This window comes from Streptomyces sp. NPDC043427 (assembly GCF_056436655.1).
Map to the genome: position 1 here is coordinate 532,893 of NZ_JBWKCC010000002.1, position 15,465 is coordinate 548,357.

The 15,465-nt window shown below is 70.3% G+C and carries 13 protein-coding genes; 4 read left to right on the forward strand and 9 right to left on the reverse strand.

What is annotated here, in order from left to right:
- Window positions 1–75 precede the first annotated feature (75 nt).
- From AC067M_RS06340 to AC067M_RS06375, 8 genes are all read right to left on the reverse strand, one after another.
- The gene (locus AC067M_RS06340) at window positions 76–1,131 is read right to left on the reverse strand and encodes a BMP family lipoprotein (RefSeq protein WP_478695808.1); all 1,056 of its coding nucleotides are present in this window, start codon (window positions 1,129–1,131) and stop codon (window positions 76–78) included.
- A 705-nt stretch (window positions 1,132–1,836) separates the two neighbouring features.
- Entirely contained in the window at window positions 1,837–2,865 is a 1,029-nt protein-coding gene (locus tag AC067M_RS06345; protein ID WP_478695809.1) for a BMP family lipoprotein, read from the reverse strand.
- A gap of 268 nt (window positions 2,866–3,133) precedes the next feature.
- The gene (locus AC067M_RS06350; RefSeq protein WP_478695810.1) at window positions 3,134–4,375 is read right to left on the reverse strand and encodes a M20 family metallopeptidase; all 1,242 of its coding nucleotides are present in this window, start codon (window positions 4,373–4,375) and stop codon (window positions 3,134–3,136) included.
- A gap of 331 nt (window positions 4,376–4,706) precedes the next feature.
- A complete protein-coding gene (locus AC067M_RS06355) occupies window positions 4,707–5,057 on the reverse strand; it encodes a DUF1330 domain-containing protein (protein WP_478695811.1) in 351 nt (116 codons plus the stop codon).
- Window positions 5,058–5,167: 110 nt separating this feature from the next.
- Complete coding sequence (locus AC067M_RS06360) at window positions 5,168–6,262, reverse strand: hypothetical protein (RefSeq protein ID WP_478695812.1); 1,095 nt, start codon at window positions 6,260–6,262, stop codon at window positions 5,168–5,170.
- A gap of 38 nt (window positions 6,263–6,300) precedes the next feature.
- The gene (locus AC067M_RS06365) at window positions 6,301–7,236 is read right to left on the reverse strand and encodes an N-acetylneuraminate synthase family protein (protein WP_478695813.1); all 936 of its coding nucleotides are present in this window, start codon (window positions 7,234–7,236) and stop codon (window positions 6,301–6,303) included.
- Window positions 7,237–7,249: 13 nt separating this feature from the next.
- On the reverse strand, window positions 7,250–8,494 hold the full coding sequence (locus tag AC067M_RS06370) for a cytidylyltransferase domain-containing protein (RefSeq protein ID WP_478695814.1): 1,245 nt from the start codon (window positions 8,492–8,494) through the stop codon (window positions 7,250–7,252).
- A 32-nt stretch (window positions 8,495–8,526) separates the two neighbouring features.
- On the reverse strand, window positions 8,527–9,837 hold the full coding sequence (locus AC067M_RS06375) for a DUF6716 putative glycosyltransferase (protein ID WP_478695815.1): 1,311 nt from the start codon (window positions 9,835–9,837) through the stop codon (window positions 8,527–8,529).
- Window positions 9,838–10,035: 198 nt separating this feature from the next.
- Between AC067M_RS06375 and AC067M_RS06380 the strand changes: the two genes are divergently transcribed.
- From AC067M_RS06380 to AC067M_RS06395, 4 genes are all read left to right on the forward strand, one after another.
- Window positions 10,036–11,013, forward strand: coding sequence for a glycosyltransferase family 2 protein (locus AC067M_RS06380; protein ID WP_478695816.1), 978 nt, complete (start codon window positions 10,036–10,038; stop codon window positions 11,011–11,013).
- The gene (locus tag AC067M_RS06385; protein ID WP_478695817.1) at window positions 11,010–12,344 is read left to right on the forward strand and encodes an alpha-2,8-polysialyltransferase family protein; all 1,335 of its coding nucleotides are present in this window, start codon (window positions 11,010–11,012) and stop codon (window positions 12,342–12,344) included. The genes AC067M_RS06380 and AC067M_RS06385 overlap by 4 nt, the downstream gene beginning before the upstream one ends.
- Before the next feature lie 165 nt (window positions 12,345–12,509).
- Window positions 12,510–13,733, forward strand: a complete 1,224-nt coding sequence (locus AC067M_RS06390; protein ID WP_478695818.1) for an acyltransferase family protein — start codon at window positions 12,510–12,512, stop codon at window positions 13,731–13,733.
- Between the two features lie 110 nt (window positions 13,734–13,843).
- Window positions 13,844–14,758 carry a class I SAM-dependent methyltransferase gene (locus AC067M_RS06395; protein ID WP_478695819.1) on the forward strand — a complete coding sequence of 305 codons (915 nt, stop codon included), beginning with the start codon at window positions 13,844–13,846 and terminating at the stop codon, window positions 14,756–14,758.
- 12 nt (window positions 14,759–14,770) lie between these two features.
- Here AC067M_RS06395 and AC067M_RS06400 read toward each other — a convergent pair whose 3' ends face one another.
- Complete coding sequence (locus tag AC067M_RS06400; protein ID WP_478695820.1) at window positions 14,771–15,421, reverse strand: TetR/AcrR family transcriptional regulator; 651 nt, start codon at window positions 15,419–15,421, stop codon at window positions 14,771–14,773.
- Window positions 15,422–15,465 lie beyond the last annotated feature (44 nt).

The window sequence follows — 15,465 nt, forward strand, 5'->3', positions numbered from 1 at the left end:
CCCCGTTCGGTGGCCGCAACGCTGTCATCACAGCGCCCTTTCGGCCAAGACCCTGACCGGGCCACAACCGGAAGGTCAGGAGGTCTTCACCTTGATGGTGCCGTTCTTGATGCCTTCCTCGGCCTTCTTCACCGCGTCCTGGATCGCGGTGTTGTCGGCGAAGGCGGGGTTGGAGTTCGACAGGCTCACGCCACCGTTGCTGAGGCTGCCGCGGACCACGCCGGTCGCGGGCTTCTTGTCGTGGACCGACTTGGCGAGCTCGTAGACCGCGCCCTCGACGTTCTTCATGGCCGAGGTGAGGATCGAGTCCTTGTACTTGGCCAGCGCGGCCTGCTTGTACTGGTCCGAGTCGACGCCGATCGCCCAGATCTTGTGCGCGTTGGCGGCCTTGATGACGCCCTGGCCGGAGAGACCGGCGGCGGCGTAGACGACGTCCGCACCGGCGTCTATCTGGCCCTCGGCGGCGTTCTCGCCCTTGTCGGGGCTGGCGAAGCCACCCTCCTGGGCGGTCTCCGTCAGGTACTGCGACTTGACCTTGACACCCTTCTTGGTGTCCTCGACGCCCTGCTTGAAGCCGGCCTCGAACTTGTGGATCAGCGGGACGTCGACACCGCCGACGAAGCCCACGGTGTTGGTCTTGGTGGCCTTGGCGGCCGCGACACCGGCGAGGTAGGAGGCCTGCTCCTCGTGGAAGACCAGGTCGGCGACGTTGGCGGCCTTGATCTGCTCGTCGTCGACGATGCCGAAGGTGGTCTTCGGGTGCTTGGCGGCGACCTCCTTGACGGCCGACGCGTAGGCGAAGCCGACACCGATCACCGGGTTGTAGCCGGACTTGGCGAGCTGCTCCAGGCGCTGCACCTTGTCCGCGTCCGACTCGCCGTCCTGCGGCTCGACGGCCGTGCTCTTGTAGCCGAACTCCTTGTCGGCCTTGTCCAGGCCGGCCGTGGCGGCGTCGTTGAAGGACTGGTCGCCCTTGCCGCCGACGTCGTACGCCAGGGCGAGGCCCTTGTCGCCGCCACCGGAGGAGGACGAGTTGGACGACGAGGTGGACGAGCTTCCACAGGCGGAAACGGTGACAGCGAGGGCCGCGGTTGCGACACCCGCAGCGGCAATTCGGGACACCCGGCGCATGGAACGAGACTCCTTTGTGCAAGCGCCCGTACCAGGCGCTGGTTCCGCCGCAGCGTAACGCGCGTAGATTCAACATGAAACCCAGCTGGCGACAGTGTTATCCGACCGTTTTGAACGGATCACCACCCCATCCGCGGCCACCCCCGCGCCACCTGGGGCGACTTCGGAGCGCAACCCCGCTCATACGCGCCGCAGGCGGAAATCGGCCACGGAAGCGGGGCTTCACCGCACTGCCGAGGGACTGGAACCCCGGTACGCAGGAACGCCCGCTCGGGGCGGCCCGACAGCTGGCGCTCCCCTCCAGGGCACCCGAGGGAGGGGTGCAGGTTGTCGAGCCGGCTCGCCGGACAGACGGCCGCGCGGAGACAGCAGCGAACAGCAAGAGCGGCGTCGCCGAAGGGGGCGGCCCACGCGCTGGACCGCCCCCTCCTGGGCCGGACCGCTCCCCGCGCCGTGGCCTCGCCGGACAGGTGGCCTCGCCAAAAAGCGGCGACCGTCACAGCCAGGCCCCGCCGCCCCCGCCTGAGCCCCACACACCCACGCCCAGGCCTCACCGAAAGGGCAGCCCCCGTCGAAGCTGCGCGCCGCCCGCCGTGCCCAGGCTCCTGGCCGGGCTTCGAGGGGCTCCGTCACGGCATGGCGCGCGCCCGCATGACGAAGCCCCCCGTGCCGGTCCGGCGTAGGGGGGCTTGTCTCACGGGTGGGTCACTTCGTGTTGACCGTGATCTTGCCGTCGATGATGTCCTGCTTGGCCTTGTCGACGGCGGCGACGACGTCCTTCATGGACTGGTACTTGGGGTTGGTGTCGGCGAAGCCGACGCCGTTGTTGGAGAGGCTGCCGCGGACGACGCCGGCGAGGGGCTTGCCCTCGTAGACGGACTTGACGAGGTCGTAGACCGCGCCGCCGACGTTCTTGAGGGCGGAGCCGAGGATGTAGTCCTTGTACGCGGCGAGCGCGCTCTGCGAGTACTGGTCGGAGTCGACGCCGATGGCCCACACCTTCTTGCCGGCGGCCTCGGAGATCACGCCCTGACCGGACAGGCCCGCCGCGTGGTAGAGCACGTCGGCGCCCGCCTCGATCTGACCGCTCGCCGCGTCCTTGCCCTTGTCGGGGCTGGAGAAGCCACCCTCCTGGGCGGTCTCCGTCAGGTACTGCGACTCGATCTTGATGTTCGGGTTGACCGACTTGGCGCCCTGGACGTACCCGGCCTCGAACTTGTGGATCAGCGGGATGTCGACACCGCCGATGAAGCCGATGTGGTTCTTCTTGGTGGCCTTGGCCGCGGCGACCCCGGCGAGGTAGGAGGCCTGCTCCTCGTGGAAGACCATGTCGGCGACGTTCTTGGCCTTGACGGTCTCGTCGTCGATGATCCCGAAGGTGGTGTTGGGGAACTTGGCGGCGGCCTCCTTGACGGCCGGTCCGTAGACGAAGCCGACGCCGATCACCGGGTTGTAGCCGGCCTGGGCGAGCTGGGTGAGGCGCTGGACCTTGTCGGCGTTGGACTCGCCGTCCTGCGGCTCGATGTCCCGGCCGCCGATCTTGAACTCCTTCTCGGCCTTCTGGAAGCCGGCGTAGGCGGCGTCGTTGAACGACTGGTCACCCTTGCCGCCGATGTCGTACGCGAGGCCGATGCCCTTGCCGGAGTACGCGCCGGACGACGTGTCGCTGCTCTTCGAGCCCGAGCTGGACTCGCCGCAGCCGGCGGCCGCGAGTGCGACGACCGCGACGGTCACCGCTGCTTGAGAGAACCTGGTCCTCCGAGAGTTCAGACGCACAGCAAGCACCCCTTCGTCCCCACGGCACCGTCGCCGGCCCGCTTCCCCAATTGTGCCGCCTCAGGTGGCGATTGCGGCGAACGGTAACGCGCGTAGAAGGGCAGGGGAACGGGGTTTTCCGGGGCCGTTATCGATTCGTGGCGCCGGCGAGTTACAAGCTTCTACCAGCGGTTACACCCCCGTGACACAAATAGACGAAAGGGTGCCGAACGGACACCCTTTCGGCCTACACCGTTCGGGTCGCCGCGTCCAGCAGAACCGCCGCGGTGAACAACTCGACGCCCACCGTGATGGCCGACTCGTCGACATCGAAGTCACCCTGGTGCAGATCCCGCACGGTGCGCTCCCCCGGGGGGCGGACGCCCAGCCGGGCCATGGCTCCGGGCACGTGCTCCAGGTACCAGGAGAAGTCCTCGCCGCCGAGGCTCTGCTCGGTGGTCTCGACGGAGTCGTCCCCGCGCCGGGCGACCATGGCCTCCCGCAGCAGATCGGTCACCTCCCCGTTGTTCACGACGGGCGGGACGCCACGGATGTAGTTGATCTCGCCCTTGGCGCCGTGCAGGTTGGCGACCTCGTCGATGGCGGCGACCACGATGTCGGGGGCCTGCCGCCAGGCGTCGATGTCCAGGCACCGCACGGTCCCGGAGAGCTCGGCGTGCTGCGGGATCACGTTCGGGGCGTGGCCGGACTCGATCCGGCCCCAGGTCACGGCGAGCCCGGCGCGCGTGTCGACGCGGCGGCCGACCAGCGCGGGCACGTCGGTGACGACGCGGGCGACGGCGGTGACGAGGTCCGTGGTGAGGTGGGGGCGCGCGGTGTGGCCGCCGGGTCCGTCGAGGGCGATCTCCAGGCGGTCGCAGGCGGAGGTGATGGCTCCGTTGCGCAGCCCGACCTTCCCGGCGTCGACGCGCGGGTCGCAGTGCACGGCGATCATGCGGCCGACCCCTTCGAGCACCCCGCAGTCGATGGCGTCGGCGGCACCGCCGGGCAGCACCTCCTCGGCCGGCTGGAAGAGCAGCCGCACGGGCCTGGGCAGCCGCCCCTGCCGGTGCAGCTCGGCGAGGACCAGCCCGGCCCCGAGGACGACGGTGGTGTGCACGTCGTGTCCACAGGCGTGTGCGCGGTCGGGCACGGTGGAGCGGTACGGGCACTCCGTCTTGACGTCCGGGATGGGCAGGGCGTCGATGTCGGCCCGCAGGGCGAGGATCGGTGGCCCGTCGACCCGGCCCCCGTCGGGTACGCCGATGTCACAGACGAGTCCGGTCCCGACGGCGAGTACGCGCGGCTTGAGCCCGGCCTTCTCCAGCCGGGCCTTGATCGCGGCGGTCGTACGGAACTCCTGGTTGCCGAGCTCAGGGTGCATGTGCAGGTCGCGTCGGAACGCGATGAGCTCGGCGCGGAGCGCCTCGGGCAGTTCGCCGGGGAGGGTCGCTTCCCCGGCCGGATCGACCTCGGACTCTGAGGACATCAATTGCGTCACCCTTTGAAGGGTAGGACGCCGAAGCCGCCAACTGGCTCGATCAACAAAAATTCAACCCTTCCGGGAAGAAAAATTGGCGGCCCGACGCATAGGAACCAGGGGTGATGGGTAAACTCCGTGATTTTCGGCACGTCGACCGGATCTTCAGAGCCCATCCACTCCTTTCACGGATACCACGCCCCGTGTGCATCACGCCGATCTGTCCAGTACGCGGGATCAGCGCCCGGACTCCGGGACGGGCTCGGGCGAGCTCTAGGGCCTCTCGTTTGGATCAGGCCGGATCAGGGAGCGGGGTCCGGCCTGATCCAAACGAAAGACCTTAGGTGTCCTGCGTGCGCAGCTTCGCCGCCCGCTCGCGCGGGTCGTAGTCGGGGCCGACGCCCTCGATGAGGAGGACGTCTCCCTCGATGTGGTCGGTGCGCAGGCGCAGGATGGCCTGGTAGGCGGGCGACGCGTACCAGGCGCGGGCCTCGGCGAGGCCGGGGAACTCGATGAGGACCATGCTGCCCGGCCAGGTTCCCTCGACGACCTCGGTGGGCGGTCCGTGGATGACGAAGCGGCCCTGGAAGGGGTCGAGGGTCGCCTGGATGCGCTCCAGGTAGGCGAGGATGTCGGGGTGGGGGCGGCGGCTGCGCAGGTGGGCGAAGCCGTAGGCGGGCGTGGCGGACACGGTGGCTCCCTCGGTCGCTCGTTCGGGCGCGTCCCGGCGGGGGACGTTGGGCCGAACGTAGGCAGGACCGCCCGCCCACGGCGATTACCCCTGAGGTAATCCGTGCCGCCCTACACCGCGCGAACCATCGACAGCCGGTGCACGTCCCGTGCCGTGCCCGTCACCCCGGACAGGAAGCCCTGGGCCCTCGGGGAGGCGTTCTCCGTGAGCCAGGCGGGGTCGATGTCACAGACCGCGACCTTGACGTCGGTACCGGCCAGGGCGAGCGGCAGGGTGTGGACGACGGTCGAGGGAAAGCTCAGGATCGTTCGGCCGATCGGGCCACGGCGGGCGATCAGCTCCAGCGGCAGGTCCGGGCGGACGATCTCGAGGCCCGTCTCGGCCGCCAGCCGGTGCAGCTTCTCCGCGCTCTCCCTGCGGTGCGCGAAATACCGTGCCGCACCATGGGCGCCGGCCAGCGCTTTGACGGCCTCCAGGTACCGGTCTCCGTCCACCACGCCGGTCTCCACCAGCGACGTGCCCACCATGTCCGCGCCCTTGGTGATGCGGGGCGGGCCGAAGCGGGAGCGGGTCCAGGCGAAGTCGTTCGCGGTGACCGTCACGCCCCGGGGCGTCTCCTCGATCGGCATCGACGAGAAGACCTCGACGCGGCGGTCCCCGCCCGGCGTGAGCCGGCGCCGGGCGGAGGACGACACGGGGGCGAAGAGCAGGTCGCGGGGGCCGGGGCGGCCGCCCTTGCGGTGCCAGCGCACGAGGCGCTCGCCCCGGGAGAGCTGGCCGACGAACTCCATGGTCGCCGTGCCGTCGTCGACGACGACCAGCTCACGGGCGCGGGTGATGGTCAGCAGCAGCTGCACATAGCGGGAGAACGGGTCCCCCATGACCACCCGCCGGGCCCGCCGCAGCAGCGAGGTCAGTCCGCCTATCGTCTGGAACGGGGCCGCGGGACCGCCCCGCGCCTCTTCCCAGCGCACGTCATGACCCTCCTCGCGGGCCAGTTCGGCCATACGGCGCAGCTGGCCACGGGTCATCGGGTCGGTCGGGGACAGGACGACCAGGGTGAACCCCGCGCCGGGACCCTCCTCGGTCCGGAGCGTGGGTGCGTGTGCGTGCGCCCACTCCAGCGTGTTGAGCAGCTGGACCGGACTTTCGACGAAGGCCAGGGTGTGGGGGCTGGGGCCGGGTTTCCCGGCGCGGGGGCTCATCGGCGTGTGACCGTCCCGTAAGTCGGAGTCTCTTGGACTCACACCGCCACCGGCTCGCCCGCCGCCGCCGCGATCTCCGCCTCGGCGACGACGCCGGCGACGCGGCGCAGCTTCTTCATCGGGCCGAGCTCGGAGTCGTAGACCTTCTTGACGCCGTCGCCGAGGGAGGCCTCGATGGTGCGGATGTCGCGGACGAGGCGGGTCAGGCCCTGCGGCTCGACGGAGGCGGCCTGGTCGGAGCCCCACATGGCGCGGTCGAGGGTGATGTGGCGCTCGACGAAGGTGGCGCCGAGGGCGACCGCGGCGAGCGTGGTCTGCAGGCCGGTCTCGTGGCCGGAGTAGCCGATCGGGACGTTCGGGTACTCGGCCTGCAGGGTGTTGATCACGCGGAGGTTGAGCTCCTCGGCCTTCGCCGGGTACGTCGACGTGGCGTGGCACAGCAGGATGTTGTCGCTGCCCAGGACCTCGACGGCGTGGCGGATCTGCTTCGGGGTGGACATGCCGGTGGAGAGGATGACGGTGCGGCCCGTGGAGCGCAGGGCGCGCAGCAGCTCGTCGTCCGTGAGGGAGGCGGAGGCGACCTTGTGGGCGGGGACGTCGAACTTCTCCAGGAAGGCGACGGCCTCGGTGTCCCACGGGGAGGCGAACCAGGCGATGCCCTTCTCCTTGGAGTACTCGTCGATCTGGCGGTACTCGTCCTCGCCGAACTCCACGCGGTGGCGGTAGTCGATGTAGGTCATCCGGCCCCAGGGGGTGTCGCGCTCGATGTCCCACTGGTCGCGCGGGGTGCAGATCTCGGGGGTGCGCTTCTGGAACTTCACGGCGTCGCAGCCGGCCTCGGCGGCCGCGTCGATCAGCTTGAACGCGTTCTCGAGCTCACCGTTGTGGTTGATGCCGATCTCGCCGACGACGTAGACGGGGTGACCGGGGCCGGCGGTCTTCGAACCGAACTGGCGGAGGCGGAAGTTGCTCATGACAGGGGTGTCCTTACTTGGTGAGGGAATCGAGAGAGGGGCCGAGGATCCAGCTGGCGATCTCTCGGATCGCGCCGTCGCCACCGGGGACGGTGGTGACCGCGCGTGCGGCGCCGCGCACGACGTCGTGGGCGCTCGCGACCGCCACGGGCCAGCCGACGAGGGCGAAGCACGGGAGGTCATTGACGTCGTTGCCGACGTAGAGCACGCGCTCCGGCGCGATGCCCTGCTCCTCGCACCACTGCTTCAGCGCGAGGTCCTTGCGGTCGATGCCGTGCAGGACCGGGAGCTTGAGCTTCCGGGCCCGGGCGGCGACCACAGGGTTCTGTTCCGTGGACAGGATCAGCATCTTCAGGCCGCTTCTGCGCAGCGCGGCGATGCCGAGTCCGTCCCCGCGGTGCACGGAGACGAACTCCCGTCCGTCGGAGTCGACCAGCACCCGGTCGTCGGTCTGGGTGCCGTCGAAGTCGAGGACGACCGCGTCGATGTCGTCGGCGGTTGGGAGGGCGCCGGGCCGGTCGGCGTCGAACAGCGGCGCCAGGGCCCGGGCGCGGGCGAGGTCGTGCGGGTCGTCGATCTCCAGCACGCGGGCCGGGTCGGTCCGTACGAGCTCGGTGTGGCCGAAGAAGCGGTGCTGGTGCTTGCGGAAGCCCGCCGCGTGCATCGCGTAGGCGGCGCCGGTCTCCAGGAGGTCCTGGGGGCGGTCCTGGCGGCGAGGGCGGAAGGACTTGTCGTGGTTGACGCCGTAACCGCCGGTCGTCTCACCGGAGTTGGCCTCGGTGTCGGCGTCCCTCCAGATGAAGCCGTGGAACGGGGCCACCGTCACGGCCGTGTCGGCGCCGTTCTCGACGATCGCGCCCACGACCCCGTCGATGTCCTCGCGGACGATGAACGGGCTGGTGCACTGCACGAGCAGGACCACGTCCACCGTGTCGCCGTGCAGCGCCTCGTGGGCGTCCATGGCGTGCAGGACGGCGGCCTCGGAGGTCGCGGTGTCGCCGGCGATGGCGGCGGGCCGCAGCACGACCTCGGCGCCGGCCTGGCGGGCGGCGGAGGCGATCGCCTGGTCGTCGGTGGAGACGACGACGTCGGTCACCAGGCGGGAGGCGCGGCACTCGCGCACGGCGCGGGAGACCAGCGGTATGCCGCCGACGGGGGTGAGGTTCTTCGCGGGCACGCCCTTGGAGCCGCCGCGCGCGGGGATCACCGCGAGCACCCGGCGCACCGCGGTGCCTGGGCCCGCTTCCGGTTGGGACATGGGGTCTACTCCTTGGGCAGGGTTCGGCTCGTTCACAGCTCGCCCATCCGCCGGATGACGGGGGCCACCCGCTGCACGCCGTGCCGGTAGGCGCCGCGCGCCGCCCGGCGCACGATCTGCCGGACCGGTCCGGGCTCCTTGTCGGCGGCGGGGGCGCCGGGCAGCGGGGTGCCGTCGGGGCCGAGGTGGTGGCGGGCGAGGATGCCGGGCAGATAGCCGGGCGCGGTCTCGGGCGTGTAGTACGGCGCGAGCGGGGTCAGTTCGGGTGTGGCGAGCAGCTTGGCGATCCGCTCGCGGGCCGCGTCGAAGGCGGTCTCGTACGAGCCGTCGGCGGCGACGCCCTGCCGGGCGACCCACTCCTCGTCGGGCACCGGGCGGTGTCCTGCGTCGAGTTGGTCCCAGGAGGCGAGGCAGCCGGAGCCGACGAAGTGGTGGTTGCCGAGCACCTCGCGCACGCCGAGGTCGGTGAGGACCACGGTGGGGATGCGGCGGTGCAGGGACTCCAGGGCGGCCGTGGAGCTGACCGTGACCAGCAGGTCGGTGCGGTCGAGCACCTCGCCCATGTGCCCGTACACCAGGCGGAAGTTGGGCGGCAGGTCGGAGCGCTGCGCCAGCTTCTGGTAGGGCAGCTCCTCCAGGTGCGTGGTGTGCTCGCCGGGCCTGGAGCGCAGCTTCAGCAGCACCTCTCGCTCGGGGTGCAGCCGCGCGTGCTGGACGAGCCGGTCGAGGAGGTACGTACGGTCCTTGCGGCTGTCCGGCACGGAGGGCTGCGCGGCGAACACCACGGTGTACGGGTCGTGTTCACCTTCGTAGGGCGCTCCGCCCAGGAAGGGCAGGGCTACTTCGGTGACGGACGAGGCGTCGGCGCCCACTCCCTCGTAGACGTCGCGGAAACGCTCCGCGTCCTGGCGGGAGTTGGCGAGGACCAGGTCCGCGCCGTGCCGCAGCAGCAGTCCGTCGGCGAGCTTCTCGTAGACGACACCGACGTAGCCGGTGACGACGACGGGCCGCTTCGACCGGCCGTCCCAGGCGCGCCGCAGGCCGTGCAGCATCGCCTGGACGCCGCCGCCGACGAGCGAGAGGACGAGAACGTCGTACGACTCCTCGCTCATCGCGCGCAGGAACTCCACGGCGGTCACCTCGCGCAGGGAGTCGGCGTGGACGCCGACCTCGCGGAGCTGACGGGCGGTGGGGGTGGCTCGGCCGCGCAGGAGGTAGCCGTCCAGACGGATGTCCGATTCGGCGGAAACCGTGCGCTTCGCGGTGAGCGCACCCCATTTCCACCGGGTGTCGGAATCCGCGAGAACGGCGACTCGCAGGCCCTTCGTTGCACTTGCTGGCACGTCGAAGACCGTAGGAAGGCATTCCGAGGTTCCGCCCAACCCGAATACAACAAACGGTTAACAGCACATCGACGAATGGCGAATCGGGCCGTCAACGGCCCGCAAAAAGACCCGGTTCACTGCTTCGCCACATGCCGTTCACCTGGCATCAAGTCGACGGTAAAGACGAATGCCGGGCCTGCGCCTAACGTCAACCTCGTGGTCAAGCTCTCCGTCATCGTGCCGTTCTACAACGTGCAGCAATACGCGCCCGACACCCTGAAGAGCCTGCGTGCGAACGCGCGTGAGGACTTCGAATTCATCCTCGTCGACGACTGCTCGCGCGACGAGACGCCGGACATTCTCGCGCGCGCGGAGCGCGAGCTGCCAGGCGCGGTGCTCGTCAGACACGCGAAGAACGGAGGGCTGGCCACCGCGCGCAACACCGGGATCGACAAGGCGCGGGGCGAGTACCTGACGTTCCTCGACGGGGACGACTGGCTCGCACCCGGCTATTACCCCCGACTGGTCTCCGCGATAGAGGAGTTGGGCTGCGACTTCCTGCGTACCGACCATGTGCAGTGCACCGCGCGGGCACGCTCGATCCACCGGGTGCCGCACGGTCGGCGCAACGTGGTGATGAACCCGCGGGACGCGATCCTGCCCGCCGACCGCTCCACCTCCGTCGACTACGCCTACGCGTGGGCGGGTGTCTACCACCGCCGGCTGGTCGACAAGGGGGTGCTGCACTTCACCGACGGGCTGCGCACCGCGGAGGACCGGCCGTGGATCTGGAAGCTGCACCGGGAGGCGGATTCGTTCGCCACGGTGGGGCTGCTGGGCGTCTACTACCGGCGTGGCGTCGCCTCATCGCTCACCCAGATCGGTGATGTGCGACAACTCGATTTCATTCGGGCGTTCGACCAGGTCATCGCGGAAACCGCGCAGGACCGCGAGGCGGAGAAACTCCTGCCGAAGGCCGTTCGTACGTATTGCGCCATCATTTCCCATCATCTGGGATCCATCGAAAGGTTCGAGCCCGCGGTGGCGAGAAAACTCAAGTCCATGAGCTCCGTGGCCCTGCGCCGCATGCCGCAGGACGTCCTGGACGAGGCGCTGGACTCCATGGACGTGCAGCGCGCGACCCGGCTGCGCCGGCTGCGCCGCCGCCCGGCCGCCACGGGGGTCGCCGCATGACCACGCAGATCTTCATGGCGTCGACGCTGTACGGCACCGCCACGCTCGCCGCCGCCCTCGACTCCGACTGCTTCCGCCCCGCCGACCGGCGCATCCTGCTCGTCTGCAACAACGCGGCGACCCCGGAGGTCTCGCCGGCCCTGGACGAGATGCCGGGCTTCGCGCAGCTGCGTACGCGCTTCGACGACGTGGTGTCGTGGAACGAGGCCATCTCCCCCTTCCACCCGGGCGGTTGGTCGCCGCGCATGGACGACGTCCCGCTGTGGGAGCGGCATCTGCGGCTGCTGTGGGGGCTGGGCGAGGACGATGTGGAGCTGGCCGTCGAGTCGATCCAGGTCAATCCCGCGCTCGGGTTCACCCAGATCTTCACCGGCGCGCCCGTCACCGTCTACGCCGACGGCCTGATGAGCTACGGACCCACCCGCAACAAGATCGACCCGCTGGTCGGCACCCGCATCGACCGCCTTCTCCACCTGGACCTCGTGCCGGGCCTGACGCCCCTGCTGCTCACGGAGTTCGGCGTCGCGCCGGAGATCGTGCCGACGGACGCCTTCGTGAAGGTCCTGGCCGAGCTCGTCGACACGGGTGACGTGTTGCCGTCCATCGACGAACCGGCGCTGCTGCTCGGCCAGTACCTCTCCGCGCTCGGCATCCTCACCCCCGAGGAGGAGGAGGACCTGCACGTACGGATGCTGAAGGGCGCCGTCGGGCTCGGCCACACGCGCGTGGTGTTCAAGCCGCATCCCTCGGCGCCGGCCCGCTGGTCGCGCGCGCTGGAGCAGGAGGCGGAGAAGCTGGGCGCCGAGCTGACGGTGCTCGACACCCCGGTCCTGGCCGAGGTGCTCTACCAGCGGATGCGTCCCGCGCTGGTCGTCGGGTGCTTCTCCACCGCCCTGCTGACCGCCTCCGCGCTGTTCAACCTGCCCGTGGCCCGCGTCGGCACCGCCACGCTCCTGGAGCGGCTGACGCCGTACGAGAACAGCAACCGGGTGCCGGTGACGATCGTGGACGCGCTGCTGCCGGAGCTGACGGACCGGCAGGCGGTCGCCGACCAGCGCCGGAGCATGGACGTGGACGGCCTGAACGAGCTCGTGCGGGCGGTCGGCTTCGCGATGCAGGCGAAGATCTACCCGAGCCTGCGGGCGGCCGCCGAAACGTATCTGGCGCGGCATCTGAACCCGCACACCTGGCGGTACTTCAAGCGCCGCCGCCTCACCTCCCTAGGGCTGCCCGGCGCCGTGCCGGCCCAGCTCGCCTTCATCCCGCGCAACGCGACGGTGCGCCGGGTGGCGCGGCGGGCCCGGTCGCTGCGGCGGGCCGTGGGGCGCTGAGGCCTGTCGGGCCGGCCCTCATGAGCGACCGGTGTCGGGCCGGGAGGCGACGCCCGGGTGAACACGCGTGGACAGCCGGGCGAAGCCTTGCGTCGTCAACCAAAGCCGACGTTTGAATCGAATTAGTGTGCTGTGATCCGGCTGAGTTCCAGCGAGGGGAATCTTGTGATCGACACGCCCGGGGACACCCGCGTGACGTCCACGGGCACCGTGGTCCGCGCCGTCCTCCCGCCTGCCGCGGACACGCCTGCCGCGGGCACGCCTGCCGCGGGCACGCCTGCCGCGGGCACGCCCGGCCCGCCGCAGTCCGTGAAGCCCGGCAGGCCCCGGGAGACCCGGCTGCGTGCGCTGGACGGGCTGCGCCTGGTGGCGGCGCTGATGGTGGCCGCGTACCACTACGGCGGGCGGGACGGCGAGATAGCGCACGCCTGGGGCACCTCGCCGAAGCTCCAGTTCCCCACGCTGCACGGGTACTTCGCCTACGGCTGCCTGGGCGTGCAGATCTTCTTCGTGATCAGCGGCTTCGTCATATGCATGAGCGGCTGGGGGCGTCCGCTGCGCTCCTTCTTCGCCTCCCGCGCCGCCCGGCTGCTGCCCGCGTACTGGGCGGCGATCATCCTCGTCACGGCGGTGTTCGCGCTGCCGGTGGTGACCTACAAGGCCGTCTCACCGAGCGACGCGCTGGTGAACCTGACGATGCTGCAGATGCCGCTGGGCGTCGACCGGGTGCTCGGTGTGTGCTGGACGCTGTGGGCGGAGGTCCGCTTCTACGCGCTGTTCGCGCTGTGCGTGGTGCTGCCCGGCGCCAACCGCCGGCGCGTGATCATGTTCTGCGCCTGCTGGACCCTGGCGGCCGCGATCGCGGAGAACGCGAAGATGCCGCTGCTCGACATCGTCCTGATGCCCGAGTACGCGCCGTTCTTCATCGGCGGAGTCGGCCTGCACCTGGTGCACCGGGACCGGCGTGACCCGTACGCCTGGGGCATCGTCGTGGTGAGCTGGCTGATCGGCCAGCACTACGCGGTGGACCGGCTGTGGCACGCGCCGAACCCGGAGTTCTTCTCGTACCGCACGTCCGTCGGGATCATGCTGGTGGTGACGCTGGGCTTCCTGGCCGTCACGGCGATCGCGCTCGGCTGGCTGCACTGGGCCAACTGGCACTGGCTGACCGTCGCGGGCGCGCTGACGTACCCCTTCTACCTGGTGCACGAGCACCTGGGCTGGGTCGTCGTCGAGGTCCTGCACCGCAAGCTGGGCATCCCGTCGTACGCCACGTTCGCACTGACCGTCGTTTCGATGCTGGTGCTGGCGTGGCTGCTGAACAAGCTGGTGGAGGACCGCTTCACCCCGAGGATCCGCAAGGCGCTCTCGCGCCCGCCGGTCCGGTAAGTCGCGCGAAAGCTGGAGTTGGCCCGGAATTCATCCGCGGCGAGGAGTGAAATCCGCCGGTCGGGCAGGCGCCAGGCAGTTCACGGCCGAACCAGGGAGTGCTCTTTCTCATGACAGCGACATCAGGCTCGATCCATCCGCCCCACACGCTCGACGACGTCAAGGGCTGGTTCCCCGTCCTCGACCAAATGCTCTTCGACTGGTTCCTCGACCGGCAGGAGAGCGCCGGGCTGCGGGGCGACCTGCTGGAGGTCGGGGTGTACATGGGCAAGAGCGCGATCTTCACCGGACGCCATCGCCGCGAGGGCGAGGACTACACCGTGTGCGACCTCTTCGAGGGCGACGCGCCGGACGACGCCAACCGGGCGGAGTCGGCGAAGTCGTACTCCGCCCTCACCCGGCGGGCCTTCGAGGAGAACTACCTCGCCTTCCACGACGAGCTGCCGCGCGTCCTGCACGGCCCGAGCTCCGTGGTGCCGACCGAGGTGAAGCCGCGCTCCTGCCGGTGGGTGCACGTGGACGCCTCGCACCTGTACGAGCACGTGGAGGGCGACATCACGGCCGCCCGGGAGGCCCTGCTCCCCGGCGGCATGGTCGTCCTGGACGACTTCCGCTCCGAGCACACGCCCGGCGTCTCGATAGCGGTCTGGGAGGCCGTGCTCAACCGGGGGCTGCGCCCGATCTGCCTCAGCACCCAGAAGCTGTACGGCACCTGGGAGGACCCGGGCCCGGTCCAGGAGGAGCTGCTGGCGATGGTGCGGGCCCGCACCGACTGTCACCTCAGCGTGCAGGAGGCGGCCGGACACCGGATCATCCGCCTCAAGTCCAAGGGCATGAAGGCCCCGGAGTTCCCGCCGTCCCGGCACCACGTCGAGGAGCCCGTGGTCGCCCCGGCCCCCGCGGAGCCCCGGGCGGCCACGCCCGCCGCTCCGGTTCGCGGACGCTACGCCCGCCGGATCGCCAAGGACCTGCTGCCGCCCGTCGTCACGCGGGCCCTGCGCAACGCCCGGAACTCGGGGCGCTGACGCCGGCCCCGTTCATGTGATCCCGTACCGGGCCTCGATTCCCGCCACCACCAGCGCGAGGCCCTCCTCGAAATGCCGGTCGTAGTCCTCGAAGATCTCCGCGCCCGCGGCCGCCGACAGCGGGAAGTCGGCCATCATGCGGGCGCGCTCCTCGACGTCGTAGCCCTCGCGGCGTTCGTCGGGCAGGGGCCGCACGCCCTGCTCCTCGGTGACGAAGCCGAGGGTGTAGAGATACGCGGTCGTGGTGGCGCGGACCGACTGGGCGAGGGTGAAGCCCGCGGCCGTGAACAGGCACAGGGTCTCCTCCATCTGTCCGGCGTGCTCAATGCCGGTGAAGCGTGAGCCGCTGAAGACCTTCGCGCCGTCGCGGTAGCCGAGCAGCGCGGAGCGCAGGCCGCGGTTGGCCTTGAGCAGCCGCTCCCGCCAGGTGTCGTCCGGGTCGAGGGCGGTGCCGGCGACCATCCGGCGGTACATCTCGGTCGCCATCTCGTCGAGCAGCGCCTGCTTGTCCTTGAAGTGCCAGTACAGCGCGGGCGCCTTGACGTCCAGTTCCTTGGCGATGGCGCGCAGGGTCAGGCCGTCGAGACCGACCTCGTTCAGGAGCCTCAGGGCGGTGTCCGCGACCCTGGTGCGGTCGAGGGGCGCGCGTCGTTCCGTAACCACGCTTGACAGCTTAACAGCGTTAAGGGCACGCTCATGCCCAGCGA